The organism is Mucilaginibacter sp. KACC 22773, from assembly GCF_028736215.1.
Classification (GTDB): Bacteria; Bacteroidota; Bacteroidia; order Sphingobacteriales; family Sphingobacteriaceae; genus Mucilaginibacter.
On record NZ_CP117883.1, the window covers coordinates 610,202 to 625,365 of the forward strand.

Here is a 15,164-nt window from a genome sequence, read left to right on the forward strand (position 1 = left end):
ATGAAGATGGAAAGAGGCAGGTTTAGTTTAAATAGCTTAAAAAGGATATTAATATTTTCACTTCTGTTGGTAAGTCCACTCATCAGTAGGGGCCAAGCCGATGAAGGTTGTGGCGGCCAGGACCCCTATGATATAGCTTGCCCGCTTGATACCTGGGTTTTTTTACTTGTTATAGCAACGTGCTTATTTACCGTAATTTATTTACAGCGCAAAGGCAAATCCGCAGGCGGGTACGATAGGGTTATCAGTAACAACGAAAAATAGGATCAGAAAACCGTAATAATCCGGCCATTTTTTTAACGGGCTTAATAAAATAAGCTTTGTTAACCCACACAAATTTAAACATATCATTTTAATGACCCTGGGAGGGCACCGCCGCACCGCCTGCCTGGTTTGGTGGGGCCTGGTTATCAAAGTTGCCAGGAAAATTAACCTGGATGTCTTTTTGTCCCTTTGGTATTTCTATCCCCTCTTTATCAAATTCAATATAAATAGCACGCATTACACTGCTTTTCAAACTAAGCCATTTCGATATTTCGGCCGCCCAGAACCAGGCCCGGAATTCGATAGCTGTATCGCTGAAATTATAAAGAAAAACAGAAGGCGCCGGGGTTTTCATAATGTCGTCATTGCCCTCAATGATAGTTTTAAGTATTTGCTCGGCCTTTACCACGTCTGTTCCGTAAGCCACCCGGATAATTAGCTCAACACGGCGGTTATTGTTACTTAAAGTCCAGTTTACCACGTGTTGGGAAATAAGGTCGCCATTAGGAACAATAAGTTCAGATCCATCGCCGCATTCAATTTTACTCGATCGGATTCCAATTTCTTTAATTGTGCCCGATTTGCCGCTTACTTCAATAATATCGCCTACCTGTACAGGCTTTTCAAAAGCAAGTATTACACCCGATACCAGGTTGTTTACTATGTTTTGCAAACCAAAGCCTATACCAACGCCCAAAGCGCCAATAATAATGGTTACCCTATCCATTGGGATGCCCGCGGCGGTTATGGCCACAAAAAAGCCCACAACAAAAATGGTTAACCTGATAAGTAATATAGACGACCTGGTTTTTTTAGCTTGTGGTGTTAGTTTGGTTTGCTGGCCGGCAAAATCATAAAAGTAGCTTATTACCCGGGCTATCAACCCCGAAATCCAGATTACAATTACAAACACCAGTATACTGCGAAAAGTGAAAGCTGTGCTGCTTACCTGGTGCGGCGAGTTTAAAAAATCATTAACCTGGTCGTATATATAATCGTCGATGGTTAGGTTTTTAGCTAAAGCCACCAGCCATAATATTCCGGTTATTTTAATCAAAAAACCTTTTGACTTTTTCTGCAGCTCCTTAAAATCAAGAAAAGAGGTTAAGCTGTTTTCCGTTTTTTTATTGCCCTCTAACTGCAAAAACAAACTTTCCATTAATATTTGAAACAGTAAATAGAAGCCCATAGCCAGGCATAGGTTTAAAGTAGCGGTTACAGCTAATAATTTGGCCAGGCTAAACCGCCCGGCAATGTTTAACAATACCGAAAAAATATGTAACGCAATAAATATCTGTATAGCCCGGAGCGTGTATGGAGGGTACTCTTCTTTATTCCTTTTTACATCCTTAAGAAATTGCAACGAGTAATAAATAACCAGCGAAGATAATATGAGCAGCATAATCCTGTCGGGATAGGTAATAAGCACCATTAAACTGCTTGCGCACAAAAATATGGCAGCTGTAAACAAAACAACATAAAATTTATATAGCGGCCGTGGCCAGTTGTTTTTAATTAAAATACCAATGCTTGCCATCATAATCAAAAACATAGTATGTGCAAATGCCAGTGTAGCATGATCATACAGATAAGGAGATATAATGGCAAAAACGGTTAGTGTTGATAGATAAGGATGCTTGACAATATAATTTGTTTGCTCAAAAATGTCATTATACCCGGTGTTTAAACTGGCAATTTTTTTACGGCTGTTATATATCCAGGCAAAAAAAGCAACCAGTATCAACAGGTTTACCACGTGCCCAACGTAATTAGATTTGTTGGTTATAAAGTAAACGTAAAGCAGGGAAACCAGGCGGCTGGTTTTTGCAAAAGCAGTGCCTAAGTCATTCGGTGTTTTACTTTTATGGGGGTTCCAGATAAAGCCATATTCGTTTGTAAGCGCTTTAACAGTAAACTCGTGAATTTTTAAATCTATCCTGTCGTCAAGGTCTATTAGCAAAATAGAGAGGGCCGATATCCTGTTTTCGAGCAGGCCAATCCTGATCATGGATTTTTTTGCATTGCTATCTAAAGTTTGCCATTTTGCATCCAGGTCCTGCACCTGCACAATCGTTTTAGCTCTCAGGCTGCTATCGGATGGGGCATTTCGCAAAACGGTATCCGCTTTAAAGTCGGCTATCTTACCATGAATGGCATCAAGCTGATTATTGTAAATGGTTACCTGATCTTCCCAGGAGTCCATCTGGTTTTTAAGATGATCAATGATATCTCTTATGGTAACCAGGTTTCCTAAAGTAGATGAGCGGTCAATAGCATTACGCATCAAGGCCATCCGTTTTTCTAATGTTGGTAATTCCTGGCTAATCTCTAAAGTATCAAACCCGCGCGACAGGTCGGAATTGGTCTCGACGTATGAGGTGGTATAATCTTCAATTTTGCCAAGCAGCATATTTACCGAGCCATCTACATTCTTGAACGACCGGATTACGGAGTCCCTTCGCAAAACCTTCTGCCTCAAAGAATCTCTTACCGATAAGTGCCCCTTCTTTTTTTTTACCTGTGCAGGGCAATCCTGGTTAAACGCCAGCGCGGCGATCAAAAATAAACAGATGGTTTTAAATAGGTTTTGCATTATCAATTATACGCAATAGATGTTGTTGAAGTATAGCCGGCAACCAAATTGTTTTAACGCTGCAGCTAATTGGGCAATTATAACAATAACGGAATTAATAGCCCAAATGTGTTTTTTTTGGGTCTATCTTTATTATTTTTAGTCTAATGCCAAATTTATATATTATTGCGGGTTGCAATGGTGCTGGTAAAACAACGGCAAGTTACACTGTTTTACCCGAACTGCTTAACTGTTACGAGTTTGTTAATGCCGATAATATTGCGGCAGGGATTTCGCCGTTTAGCCCCGAAAGCGTGGCTTTGGGGGCAGGTAGGATTATGTTACAACGTATTGATGAACTTTTAAAGCAGAAGGTTGATTTTGCCATCGAAACAACATTATCCACCAGAAGTTATGTATCGATGATAAAAAAAGTTCAGCAAAACGGGTATAATGTAACCCCGCTTTATTTTTGGTTAAAATCGCCTCAAATGGCGATGCAACGGGTAGCCTTACGGGTAAGCGAGGGAGGGCATAATATACCCAAAGATGTGATAATTCGCAGATATTACGGGGGATTAAAAAATTTGATACAACTATATATTCCCATCTGCGACAAGTGGCTGGTTGTCAATAATACAAATGTTGAACCGATATTTGTTGCCAGGGGTGGGCTTCGGTTTGAAACAAGTATAATAAAAGCCGATATTTGGAGTACTATTTTAAAGCAAAGCGATGATAACGAAAGCAAATACTAATATGGATATTGATGAATTGTCATCAAAGGTTATGGAGGGTTTGAAAAGGGCTAACCGTAAATTGGTTGAAAACGCCGCTTTGAATGACAGAAGCCTCATTGTTGGCGATGATAGAGACGGCTTTAAAGCTGTTCCTGCAAAAGAGTTGTTAAAAAAACTGCCTAAATAATTACTTCCGGCGCTGTATTGGTTTTTTTGCTCTTTGCCAGACCCAGACCGTATTTAAACGTGTCACCGTTAAAAAAAGCAAGCCCAGGTTCCTGTTTTTTTGACTGCTATGGCTACGATCAGGCAACGTTTATCTTTAATTACCGGGCATTACAAAACAACCAATTATTACCTTAATTTTGCAGCGAATTTTAATGGGTCGATTTTTAGATGCGTTTAGCTGCCTTGAGTTTTTTGTTAACGTGGTGCGTTGTCTTTGCCGCCTTTAGCCAGCAGGACACTTCGGCGGGCCGCAAGGCCCCGTCCTACAGGCATATCAGCATTGGCGGCAATTCCCTGCTCGATTCTGTGGCTAACGCCATGCAGGCCCGGAAGCTTTTTGTGGCCGACTCCATGGCAATGCGTTTCATCCGGATACCCGATTCAACCACTACCAGCGAATTTACTGATAGCATACTTGCGCATACCCAATATAAAGGGTATGGCTTTTTAGATATTCATTTAAAAACAAAAGGCAGGGTAAGGGATGGCCTTAGCCGCCCGCAGCGCGACCCCTGGATTATTGCCATTATTATTTGCCTGCTGCTATATACAGCAATACTAAATATCACGCTCCACAGCGATGTAAATTTTGTATGGCAGTCATTTTATAGCAAGCGCGTTTTATCGCAGGCCGGCAAAGAAGAGGGGGTAGTAAGCCTATGGGCTTTTTTGGGGTTGTTTTTGCTTTTCTGCTTAACTTTTAGCCTGTTTTTGTATCAGCTGGCTGCTTTTAAGGGTGTTTATTATGTAGTAAGCGGCAGCAGGCTGTTCGTCCTGCTCACAATAGGTGTTATCGCTTTATTTGCCCTTAAATTTGTAGTGCTTAAGCTGCTGGGCTTTGTGTTTGATATCAATAAACTGGTAAACGAATACCTGAACATCTTGCACCTTACTTACTTTAATATCGCTTTTGTGTTTTTACCGGTGGTAATATGTTTTAGCATGTTGGGCGTGCAGTATATACCCATATTGCTCAACCTTACAATCATCGTTGTTATTGTTATTTTTTTATGGCAGTACCTCAGAAGTAGCGTAAGCATAATTTCTACTTTTAGATTTCACAAATTTTATTTATTTACGTATCTTTGTGCCCTCGAAATTTGCCCTATTTTAATTTTGATAAAGGCATTAAACATTAGGATTTAGGTAGTTAAAAGAATTGACTTGGAAGACAGAAAGAAAAAGGTTAAAAGTATATTAGTTACTTTATCAAAACCCGAAAACGACAAAAATCCGTACGCCGAGCTGGCAAAAAAGCTGAACTTGAAAATTGATTTCAGATCATTTATTCATGTTGAGGGCGTACCGGCAAAGGATTTCAGGAAGGAAAAAATTAACCTGGGTGATTTTACCGCGGTTATTTTTACCAGCCGCAACTCTGCCGACCATTTCTTCCGCATTTGCGAAGAGATGCGTTTTGAGGTGCCGGTAGAAATGAAATACTTCTGTTTATCAGAAACCATTGCGCTTTACCTGCAAAAATATATACAGTACCGCAAACGCAAAATCTTTTTTGGTAAGCAAACTGCAGCCGACCTGGCTGAAGTGTTAAAGAAACATTCTGCCGAAAAATTCCTTTATCCCTGCTCAGATGTGGCCGCCGAAGAAACCCAGCGCTTTTTGTTGGAGAATGGTTATAATTTTACCCCTGCAGTGCTTTTTCGCACCGTTTGCAGCGATCTTTCAGACCTGGCCGAAGTATTTTATGACGTTATCGCTTTCTTCAGCCCGTCAAGCATTCAGTCGCTCTATAAAAATTTTCCCGATTTTAAACAGAACAATACACGCATAGCAGCCTTTGGCGCAACTACACATAAAGCAGTGCTCGAGGCTGGTTTGATTCTCGATATTCCGGCCCCAACACCGGCTGCTCCTTCAATGACAATGGCTATCGAACAATATTGTAAATTGGTAAATAAATAAAAAAAAGGAAATTTATTTATCAGTTTGAAACATTTTTGTCGGCAATAGCGTATTAGTGACATCTAATTTACATCTAAGTAGTTAGTCAGTTCATTGTTTTTTACACTGTAATTTATTGATAAAACAATGCCGTTGGCATTTAAAAGGGCTTTTTATTGCTTAATTCAAATGTTTTTTGGCACGGTAAAGCAAATTTGATATATTCGGGGGTCTTATAATGTTATATTTTTATAACTGATTTTTGATTTTAAAATGAAGCAGATATACTTTTTAATAGTTGTTTTAGCTGGTGGTGTATTAAGCGGTTGCGGTAGTGGCGGCGACAGGGGGGAAGTAGCCGGCGTGCCGCAGCGTTCCTTTAAGGCCGAAGTACCTTACGGTATGGTTTATATTCCAGGTGGTTCATTTATGATGGGGCAAACCGATCAGGACGTAACCTTTGCCCAAACAGCGCAGCCAAAACAGGTAACCGAGGCGCCGTTTTTTATGGACCAAACCGAAATTACCAACAGCCAATACAAAAAATTTGTGTTTTGGGTACGCGATTCTATCGCTATTACCAATTACGTAAATGATAATAAATATTACATGCAGTCCAAAGGTGGCCGTCCGGCCAATGCAAGCGGCAAAAAATATATTAACTGGGCTTATGTAAAAAAGAACCCGGTTTGGAGCAATAGAAAGGGCGCTGCGAGCAACAGATCGAAACTTCAGGGTATGTTTTACCAGAATGAAGACCGTGTTTTTGACCGCGACGAGATTGATGTACGGCTGTTAAAATACAATTACGCACTAATGGTACTGCGTGATGCCGCAAACCACCGCAACGATCCAAAATCAAGGCGTTCGGATTTCATTTTGCGCGATACCGTTACCGTATACCCCGATACATTGGTATGGCTAAGTGATTTTTCATATGCCGCCAATGAGCCAATGGTCGAGGCTTATTTCTCGCATCCGGCTTTTCGCAACTATCCTGTAGTAGGCGTTACCTGGAGACAGGCAAGGGCTTTCACTGTTTGGCGTACCCGCTACAATGAGGCTTATAAAAATTCAAGACATTTACCCCCACGCGCCGATTACCGCTTACCTACAGAAGGCGAATTTGAATATGCGGCCCGCGGTGGCAGGTTAGGTACCGATTATCCATGGGGTGGCCCTTACATAAAAAATGCTAAAGGCTGTTTATTGGCCAACTTTAAACCAGGCCGCGGTAATTATACCGATGATGGCGGCGCTTACACAGTAAACGTGCGTTCGTATTTCCCTAATGATTACGGCTTATATAATATGGCCGGCAACGTAGCAGAATGGACATCATCTGCCTTTGACGAATCTGCTTCAACATTTGTACATGACCTTGCACCAACCTTCGCCGTTGAGGCAAAGTCTTCTGATCCCGAAGTGCTTAAACGTAAAGTTGTACGGGGCGGATCATGGAAAGATATCGGTTACTTCCTTCAAAACTCTACCCGTACCTACGAGTACCAGGACACCGCAAAATCATACATCGGTTTCCGCTGCGTTACAAGTTACCTGGGCCGGGATATCAAAGACAAACGATAAACAAAACAAAAACGTAAAATCATCTAAACAAAGTTATTTCTGATTATTATGGCTGGAACTGGAAAGAAAAAACCATTTGGAATAGGAAACATTATTTCAATCGGTGCAACGGTAGTTATCATTGGTTTGTTATTTAAAATACAACACTGGAAATTCGCTTCTGAATTTATCACTGCGGGCTTAGGCACCGAGGCCATACTTTTTTTTATTTTGGGTTTACAACGCGAAGATAAAGAGGTTGACTGGGTACGTGTATACCCCGAGCTGAATGAGGATTTTCAGGGCGAATTGCCCAAATCATCATCGCATCCGGGTGCTATAGGTGCAACAAATACCACCGCTGCCCTGGATAAAATGCTTGAAGATGCCAAGATAGGGCCCGATCTGGTACGCAGCTTAGGTGATGGTTTAAGAACCTTTGGCGATAAAGTTGCAGCGATATCAAAGGTAACCGATGCTGGCGAAGCCACTATAGCTTTTACCGCTAAAGTAAAAACAGCAACCGCAAGTTATGATAACCTGAGTGCTGCATTCGAAAAAGCATCTGCCAATTTAGCCGAAATGGCTGATACCAATGTAGATTCAAAGGCGTACCATGAACAGGTAAATAAACTGGCCAAAAACTTGGGTTCGTTAAACGCGGTGTATGAACTGGAATTACAGGATTCAAACGCGCATTTAAAATCAATGAGCAAGTTTTATCAAAATATGGCCTTAACCATGAACAACTTTAACGAATCGTTAGATGATTCCAAACAGTTTAAGGAAGAGGTTGGCCGTTTAGCTAAAAACCTGGGGTCATTGAATGCTATATATGGCAACATGCTTACTGCGATGAACCAGCCGCGTGTTAGTTAATTATAAACAGATTTTTTAAAAGCTAAGATTTATATAGATGGCCGGAGGTAAGGAAACCCCAAGACAGCGAATGATAGGTATCTTATACCTGGTGCTTTTAGGCTTAATTGCGCTAAACGTACCAGAGAACCTATTGGATGCTTTTAAAAATATTACCAAAAGTTTGGATGCATCTACCAAGAATGTAAACTCCAGTTTACAGCAAACTTATAATTCATTTGAAACAAAAATAAAAGCTCAGCCTGATAAAGCTAAATATCTTAACGCGGCAAAAGAGGCAAGTAAAATGACCGATGACTTAAATAAATACATCGATGATTTGAAAGTTGAATTGACTGAAAAGGGGGGCGGTATCAATAAGGAGATTGATGATATTACTGCACGCGACAATTTGGATATATCATCAGAAGTGATGATCAACGGCAAGAAGGCAGATGTTTTAAAAGAAAAAATAGAAGCTACCCGTGCCAAACTACTGCAATTGTTAGGCAAGGATGCCGAAGGCGTAAACTTTTCTTTAAATGCGGATGCGCCAAAAGCAAATGTAGGGATGCAGCAAAAAACATGGCAGCAAGCTTACTTTGGCGAAGGTATCCCATTGGGAGCAACTATAACCACATTGGCCAAAATACAGGCAGATACAAAAAATGCCGAAAATGAAGTGGTTAAAAAATTATACAGCAACGTTGATAAAGCCGAAGTAACGCTGAATGCATTCAGGGCTGTAGCCGTGTCGCCAAGCAGTTACGTTTTGGCCGGGCAGCAATTTAAAGCGGATATTTATTTAACAGCTTACGATTCGCATACAAATCCAATTATCACGGTGGGGGGATCGTCCGTTCCGACTAAAGATGGTATTGGAACTTATACAACTACAGCAAGCGGCGAAGGCAAACATACTATGAGTGGCGAATTGGTTGTTAAAGCAGTTGATGGCGGCCCCGATAAAAGGTATACATTTTCTCAGGACTACATGGTTGCAAGGCCATCGGCCGTAGTGTCGCCCGATAAAATGAACGTGTTGTATATAGGCGTGTCCAACCCGGTATCGGTATCGGCTCCGGGTGTACCTACTTCAAGCTTAAATGTAAGCATGAGCGGTGGTTCTATCAGTGGATCTGCCGGTCATTACACGGTTAGGGTGAGTAGTGTCGGCGCTGCGAAAATTACCGTTACCGGCGAAAAGGGCATGGTTTTAGGATCTTCTGATTTTCGGGTAAAACGTATTCCAGATCCTAAAGCACAGTTTGGCGGCAAAAGTGGTGGTACAACCAGCGCTGCCAACATCAGGGCGCAGGACAGGCTTTTTGCTAAACTGGACAACTTTGATTTTGATGCTAAATTTAATGTTACACGTTTTACCATATTAATTATAAAACCACGCCAGGATGCTATTATATATTCGGGCTCGAGCGGCGAACTTACCGGTGCAATGAGATCGGCATTAAATACTGTTACACCGGGTACAACAGTTGTTTTTAAAGATGTTGTGGCCGTTGGGCCGGACGGCACGCCACGCGGGCTGGACGCTATTGTATTATCCGCAAATTAAACGCGTATGAAAAAGAGAATTTTAATTGTTTTGCTTTGTATTGCCTGCGTTGGCGCTTATGCGCAAAAAAAACAACCGAAGAAATCGCCCAGGAAAACAAATAATGCTGCTGCAGGACGGAGGGCTACCCCGCCGCCGCCCCAGCCTTCAAATACCGTGGCCAGCCAGCCATCACCGGATACAACCAAAAAGCCAATGAAGCCTTTTGAAAGGCCGCTTGATGGCTATTATAAAAAGAGTAACATTTTAAGTGCGAAAGTAACCCCGTACCCCAACCTGCGCGAAAGCGACGTAGCATTTGCTAAAAGGGTATGGCGCGAAATTGATGTACGCGATAAAATGAACACTTACCTTGCATCGCCAAAACGCCGTTTAATTGATGTGTTGCTGGATGCTATTACGGCAGGCGAACTAACAGCTTATGACCCAACACCGGGTAAAAAGGACGATATTAATGGCGACAGTTTCAGTACGCCGCTAAATGGGGCTCAGGCCAAGGGCCGTTTATCCGGTGCAGATAGCAGCGTGGTGAAGAAATTTGATGCCAACGGCAATGAGATTGGATCTACAATGGTAGCCAGCGAATTTAACCCCGATAGCGTACTCAAATATCGTATAAAAGAAGATTGGGTGTTTGATCGCCAGCGCTCTATTTTTGAACCGCGCATTATTGGGATAGCGCCGCTTGTTAAACCAAAGGGTGTAGGTGCTGCAGATGTGGATTATCAGCCGGCTTTTTGGATTTATTTTCCCGAAGCCCGCCAGATACTTGCAACCAAAGAGGTTGTTAGCCGCGCCAGCGATGCAACAGGCTTAAGTTTCGATGATGTTTTCATGAAGCGTATCTTTACCAGTTATATTGTGAAACAAAGCAATGATAAAGATGAGCGTGTGAAAGATTACGCCCAGGGGATAGACAAGCTTTACGAATCGGAAAGAATAAAAAAGACATTAATGGATTGGGAGCTTAATCTTTGGCAATACTAATTGTTAAATGAAAATTCAAAGGTGAAAAGTCAAAGCTGTTCTGGTTTTGACTTTTTGCGTTTTATGTAAATCATATTCAAAACTCCCGTCATTGTGAGGCACGAAGCAATCCCGAACTATTTGGGACTTAGCATGTAGGGGATTGCTTCGTGCCTCGCAATGACAGATATTTGATATAGCCAGTCAATAACTTAATTTTGACTTTGATCAAAGTATCCTAAAATCGCCTTTGCCTGTTTTAAATTAACCACTTCAAGCAATAATTCTTCATTTGCCTCGCGAATCTTTTTTACGGATTTAAAATACTTCAACAGCTTTTCGGCGGTGGTTTTGCCAATGCCTTCTATCAGTTCAAGTTCGGTAGCCAGGGTGCCTTTGTCGCGTATTTTACGGTGGAAGGTGATACCAAAACGGTGCGCCTCATCCCGTAGGTGCTGGATCACTTTAAGTGTTTCTGATTTTTTATCCAGGTACATGGGGTATTGGTCATTGGGGTAATATAGCTCTTCCAGGCGTTTGGCAATACCAATTACGGTTACCTTTTTATCTATACCCAAAAGTTTTAAACTATGCATCGCGCTTGATAGCTGCCCTTTGCCGCCGTCAATGATAATAAGTTGTGGCAATTCGGTGCCTTCGTCCAGCATGCGGCGGTAGCGGCGGTGCACCGCTTCCTCCATGGTGGCAAAGTCATTCGGCCCTTCTACCGTTTTTACGTGGAAATGGCGGTAGTCTTTTTTAGATGGCTTGCCATCTTTAAATACCACTATGGCCGAAACCGGGTATTTGCCCTGGAAGTTAGAGTTATCGAAGCATTCGATGTGGCGGGGCAGCTGGTTCATCCGCAAATCCTTCATCATCTGCGTCAGCAATCGCTCGGTACGGATTTCAGGATTCAACTTTTCATACTGATCAATTTTTTCCTTTTTGAAATATTGTACATTCTTTTGCGACAAATCAAGCAGTTTGCGTTTTTCGCCCAGTTTTGGTACAGTGAATTTAATACCCGGATGGTCTTCCACATCAATATCAAATGGTACAATCACTTCTTTTGACGTGCTGTTATACCTGCTCCTGAATTCGATGATGGCCAGGGTAAGCAGCTCCTCGTCGCTTTCATCAAGGCGTTTTTTAAGCTCGATGGTTTGCGTTTGGATGATGGTGCCGTTCATTACCTTTAAATAGTTCACAAAAGCCAGTTTCTCTTCGGATGCGATATTAAATACATCCACATCGGTGATAGATGAGTTAACGATGGTTGATTTGCTCTGGTAATTCTCCAACAGGTCAAACTTGCGTTTCAGACGATGGGCCAACTCATAGTTGTATTCGGCCACGGCGGCTTCCATCTCGCCTTTAAGGCGGCGCAATATGGCGCCTATTTTACCATTCAGAATATCGGTGATATCCGCAATACTGTTATCATAATCTTCTTCCGTTTGGTAGTTTTGGCAAGGGCCCTTGCAGTTACCCAGCTGGTACTCCAGGCAAACCTTGAACTTGCCCTTGTCAATATTTTCGCGGGTAAGTGCCAGGTTGCAGGTGCGCAGGGCGTACGTTTCCTTTATCAGCCCTAAAATATTATGCATCATGCTGATAGATGCGTAAGGGCCCAGGTATTTTGATCCGTCCTTAACAATACGCCTGGTCCAGAAAATACGGGGGAAATTTTCGTTTTTGATAATCACCCATGGATAGGTTTTATCATCCTTAAGCAGTACATTGTACCTTGGCTGATGCTTTTTGATCATGCTGTTTTCCAGCAGCCAGGCATCCACCTCGGTATCAACGATGGTGAAGGTTATGTTTCGGATTTTGGATACCAAAACCCGTGTTTTGGCATTGATATTAGTGTCTTTATTAAAATAAGATCCAACACGGTTACGGAGGTCTTTAGCCTTGCCGATGTATATCAGTTCTTTCTCCTCATCCCAATATTGGTAAACACCCGGTTTGTGAGGGATGTTTTTTAATGCTTCCCGGTAGTCGAATTTCTCACTCATATTTCAATCGTCACTGATTGTTTGGTCACGTTATGCCAGATATTTCATTGCAGGAAATAATGGAATTGCATGATTTATTACTAAAGTACTGATGAATTCCAGACTTACGAAGTTTTTAAAACTTCGTAAGTCTTCGCCGCTTGATTTGCAAAAATCGCGATTGCTTGGTACCTCGCAATGACATATTTTAATTGTAGTTTTGAGATGACAATCATCTTTTAAAAATCCAGCTTCTTATCAACATCGTTAGTCCCTTGCTGTTGCTGGTTATACTGGCCGCAATCCAAAACAATGCTTACCCCGGTTTTTGGGGCGTCAAAATCAACCGTTTTTTTGATGCCGAGGGCTGCATTAGCGTACACTTTTTTCATGTATAGCGCAAATATAGGCAAGGCGCTATTGGCACCTTCGCCCAATCGGGTTGATTGGAAGGCGATGTCCCTGTCTTCGCAACCTGTCCACAGGCCGGTTACCAATTGTGGAGTTATACCTATGAACCAGCCATCGGAATTACCGTTAGTTGTGCCGGTTTTGCCACCTATGGGGTTATGCAGGCCGTATTTATAAGCCAGCCTTGATCCTGTGCCATCTTCAATTACGCCTTTTAACATATAAGTCATTACGTAGGCAGTTTGGGGGTTCATGGCCTGTACTACTTTAGGGGTGTGGCTATATAATACGTTGCCGTTTTTATCTTCAATACGTAATATATAGGTAGGTTCGGTCCATAAGCCATGATTAGCGAATACGGAGTATGCTGCCGTCATTTCAAATACGGATGCGTCAAATGTGCCCAGGCAGATGGATGGGTATGCAGGTACAGCGCTGGTTATCCCCATCTTTTTAATCAGTTCTACCACAGGTTCGGGCTTTACCTCACTCATTACGTGGGCGGTTACCCAGTTTTGTGAGTGTGCCAGTGCCTGGCGCAGGGTTATAAAACCCGGCAAAGTTTCTGACGGCGACGATCGCGGGCACCAGGGATCGCCGTAGCCGCGGATGGTATCGGGCACGTTGTTGATTTTTAAACAGGGCGAGTAGCCATTATCAATAGCCACGGCATAAGTAAATGGCTTGGCTGTTGAACCTACCTGGCGGGTACCGTTTTTAACCTGGTCGTACTTAAAATGTTCAAAGTTGGTACCGCCTACCCAGGCTTTAACATAGCCGGTGGTAGGGTCCATGCTCATGAGGGCATTGCGCAAAAGCATTTTACAGTAAATGATAGAGTCGGTTGGCCGCATTACAGTATCAATATTGCCATGCCAGGTAAACAGGTTCAGGGTATCTTTGGTATCAAAATTGGTTTTGATATCCTCATCGCTCATGCCCTGCATTTTCAGCTGTTTGTACCTGTCGCTTTTCAACATCCCCTGGTTAATCAGGAATTTAAAATTGTGGATGTTTTTGGCCAGGTTTTGCCCGCGCCAGTGATCATTGAACTGCACCTGCAGGTTTTTCATGTACTCCTGTTGCGCCTCTTCGGCGTATTGCTGCATGGTGGCATCAATGGTTGTATAAATTTTCAGGCCGTCGCGGTCAAGGTCATAGGACGTACCATCGGGGCGGTTTATGTTTTGTTCTTTAAAAATCTTTTGAATCTCTTTTTTTAGCACCGATCTGAAGTAAGGGGCTGGGCCATCAAAATGGTTATTCTGATGAAAATCTAATCCAAGTGGCTTTTGTTTAAACTCGGCAACCTGGCCGCTGCTCAAATAGCCTTGCTCCTCCATTCGGTTAAGCACCAGGTTGCGGCGTTTAAGCGCATTGCCGGGGTGCCTGATTGGCGAATAAATGCCAGGGCCATTCACCATACCTATTAATAAGGCAGCCTGATCGGGCGTCAACTTATCAGGTGTGGTATTAAAATAGGTACGTGCCGCCGATTTGATACCGTAGGTATTGTAAGCACCAAAATCAACAGTATTTAAATACATAGTCAGGATTTCCTGTTTAGTATAGTGGCGCTCCAGTTTTACCGCGGTTACCCATTCCTGCATTTTTTGTACTACACGTTTAAACGGGTTAGCGGCTCTTTCGCTAAAAAGGTTAAGCGCCAACTGCTGTGTAATGGTACTGCCACCTTGCTTTTGCCCGATAAGTAAGTGCAGAAAAATAGTGAAACTACGGCCAAAATCGATGCCCGAGTGATCGTAAAAACGTTTATCCTCGGTGGCAACTAATGCGTTGACCACATTTGGTGATAACTCTTTAAAGGTAACATTTGATCGGTTTTGTATATAATAAGTGCCTAAAACCTGTTTATCAGATGATATAACCTCTGATGCCTGGTTGCTTTTTGGATTTTCCAGGTCGCGAAAGGCCGGTAGCTGCCCAAAAACATCAAAAACAGTGAGCGTTATCATCAACGCCACAAAAGCAAAAAGGGCTATTACGGCGCGCCATATATACCAGTTGTAGTGTCGTATTTCCTGCGGACTAAGGGCAGGTTTTTTATTGTAGATTTTCAT

12 protein-coding genes are annotated in these 15,164 nt (G+C 42.4%); 9 read left to right on the forward strand and 3 right to left on the reverse strand.

Features of this window, described 5'->3' with window-relative positions:
* On the forward strand, nucleotides 1-264 hold the full coding sequence (locus PQ469_RS02585; protein WP_274211583.1) for a hypothetical protein: 264 nt from the start codon (nucleotides 1-3) through the stop codon (nucleotides 262-264).
* Between the two features lie 88 nt (nucleotides 265-352).
* Here the strand turns inward: PQ469_RS02585 and PQ469_RS02590 are convergent, their stop codons facing one another.
* Entirely contained in the window at nucleotides 353-2,857 is a 2,505-nt protein-coding gene (locus tag PQ469_RS02590) for a mechanosensitive ion channel family protein (protein ID WP_274211584.1), read from the reverse strand.
* 146 nt (nucleotides 2,858-3,003) lie between these two features.
* On the opposite strand from PQ469_RS02590, the gene PQ469_RS02595 reads away from it, so the two are divergent.
* The 8 genes from PQ469_RS02595 (at nucleotide 3,004) to porN (ending at nucleotide 10,690) form a co-directional block, all read left to right on the forward strand.
* Nucleotides 3,004-3,594, forward strand: a complete 591-nt coding sequence (locus PQ469_RS02595; protein WP_274211585.1) for an ATPase — start codon at nucleotides 3,004-3,006, stop codon at nucleotides 3,592-3,594.
* Nucleotides 3,572-3,763 carry a DUF8506 family protein gene (locus tag PQ469_RS02600; RefSeq protein ID WP_274211586.1) on the forward strand — a complete coding sequence of 64 codons (192 nt, stop codon included), beginning with the start codon at nucleotides 3,572-3,574 and terminating at the stop codon, nucleotides 3,761-3,763. The genes PQ469_RS02595 and PQ469_RS02600 overlap by 23 nt, the downstream gene beginning before the upstream one ends.
* Nucleotides 3,764-3,972: 209 nt before the next feature.
* A complete protein-coding gene (locus PQ469_RS02605; protein WP_274211587.1) occupies nucleotides 3,973-4,950 on the forward strand; it encodes a DUF4271 domain-containing protein in 978 nt (325 codons plus the stop codon).
* A 12-nt stretch (nucleotides 4,951-4,962) separates the two neighbouring features.
* Complete coding sequence (locus PQ469_RS02610; protein ID WP_090642486.1) at nucleotides 4,963-5,727, forward strand: uroporphyrinogen-III synthase; 765 nt, start codon at nucleotides 4,963-4,965, stop codon at nucleotides 5,725-5,727.
* Nucleotides 5,728-5,979: 252 nt separating this feature from the next.
* Nucleotides 5,980-7,293 (forward strand): T9SS ring complex lipoprotein PorK/GldK, encoded by a 1,314-nt coding sequence (gene porK, locus PQ469_RS02615; RefSeq protein WP_274211588.1) that lies wholly within the window; start codon nucleotides 5,980-5,982, stop codon nucleotides 7,291-7,293.
* 48 nt (nucleotides 7,294-7,341) lie between these two features.
* Nucleotides 7,342-8,151 carry a type IX secretion system motor protein PorL/GldL gene (gene porL, locus PQ469_RS02620; RefSeq protein ID WP_274211589.1) on the forward strand — a complete coding sequence of 270 codons (810 nt, stop codon included), beginning with the start codon at nucleotides 7,342-7,344 and terminating at the stop codon, nucleotides 8,149-8,151.
* A gap of 37 nt (nucleotides 8,152-8,188) precedes the next feature.
* A complete protein-coding gene (gene porM / locus PQ469_RS02625) occupies nucleotides 8,189-9,703 on the forward strand; it encodes a type IX secretion system motor protein PorM/GldM (RefSeq protein WP_090642496.1) in 1,515 nt (504 codons plus the stop codon).
* A gap of 6 nt (nucleotides 9,704-9,709) precedes the next feature.
* A complete protein-coding gene (gene porN, locus PQ469_RS02630; protein WP_274211590.1) occupies nucleotides 9,710-10,690 on the forward strand; it encodes a type IX secretion system ring subunit PorN/GldN in 981 nt (326 codons plus the stop codon).
* A gap of 191 nt (nucleotides 10,691-10,881) precedes the next feature.
* Here porN and uvrC read toward each other — a convergent pair whose 3' ends face one another.
* Both uvrC and PQ469_RS02640 read right to left on the reverse strand, forming a co-directional pair.
* The gene (gene uvrC / locus PQ469_RS02635) at nucleotides 10,882-12,693 is read right to left on the reverse strand and encodes an excinuclease ABC subunit UvrC (protein WP_274211591.1); all 1,812 of its coding nucleotides are present in this window, start codon (nucleotides 12,691-12,693) and stop codon (nucleotides 10,882-10,884) included.
* Nucleotides 12,694-12,911: 218 nt separating this feature from the next.
* The gene (locus PQ469_RS02640; RefSeq protein WP_274211592.1) at nucleotides 12,912-15,164 is read right to left on the reverse strand and encodes a transglycosylase domain-containing protein; all 2,253 of its coding nucleotides are present in this window, start codon (nucleotides 15,162-15,164) and stop codon (nucleotides 12,912-12,914) included.

Bases quoted from the DNA above. Each gene is read 5' to 3' on its own strand.
- PQ469_RS02590 (WP_274211584.1), bottom strand. From the start codon at position 2,857: ATGCAAAACCTATTTAAAACCATCTGTTTATTTTTGATCGCCGCGCTG.
- porN (WP_274211590.1), top strand. From the start codon at position 9,710: ATGAAAAAGAGAATTTTAATTGTTTTGCTTTGTATTGCCTGCGTTGGC.
- PQ469_RS02585 (WP_274211583.1), top strand. From the start codon at position 1: ATGAAGATGGAAAGAGGCAGGTTTAGTTTAAATAGCTTAAAAAGGATA.
- PQ469_RS02600 (WP_274211586.1), top strand. From the start codon at position 3,572: ATGATAACGAAAGCAAATACTAATATGGATATTGATGAATTGTCATCA.
- porK (WP_274211588.1), top strand. From the start codon at position 5,980: ATGAAGCAGATATACTTTTTAATAGTTGTTTTAGCTGGTGGTGTATTA.
- porL (WP_274211589.1), top strand. From the start codon at position 7,342: ATGGCTGGAACTGGAAAGAAAAAACCATTTGGAATAGGAAACATTATT.
- PQ469_RS02640 (WP_274211592.1), bottom strand. From the start codon at position 15,164: ATGAAAATCTACAATAAAAAACCTGCCCTTAGTCCGCAGGAAATACGA.
- porM (WP_090642496.1), top strand. From the start codon at position 8,189: ATGGCCGGAGGTAAGGAAACCCCAAGACAGCGAATGATAGGTATCTTA.
- PQ469_RS02595 (WP_274211585.1), top strand. From the start codon at position 3,004: ATGCCAAATTTATATATTATTGCGGGTTGCAATGGTGCTGGTAAAACA.
- uvrC (WP_274211591.1), bottom strand. From the start codon at position 12,693: ATGAGTGAGAAATTCGACTACCGGGAAGCATTAAAAAACATCCCTCAC.
- PQ469_RS02605 (WP_274211587.1), top strand. From the start codon at position 3,973: ATGCGTTTAGCTGCCTTGAGTTTTTTGTTAACGTGGTGCGTTGTCTTT.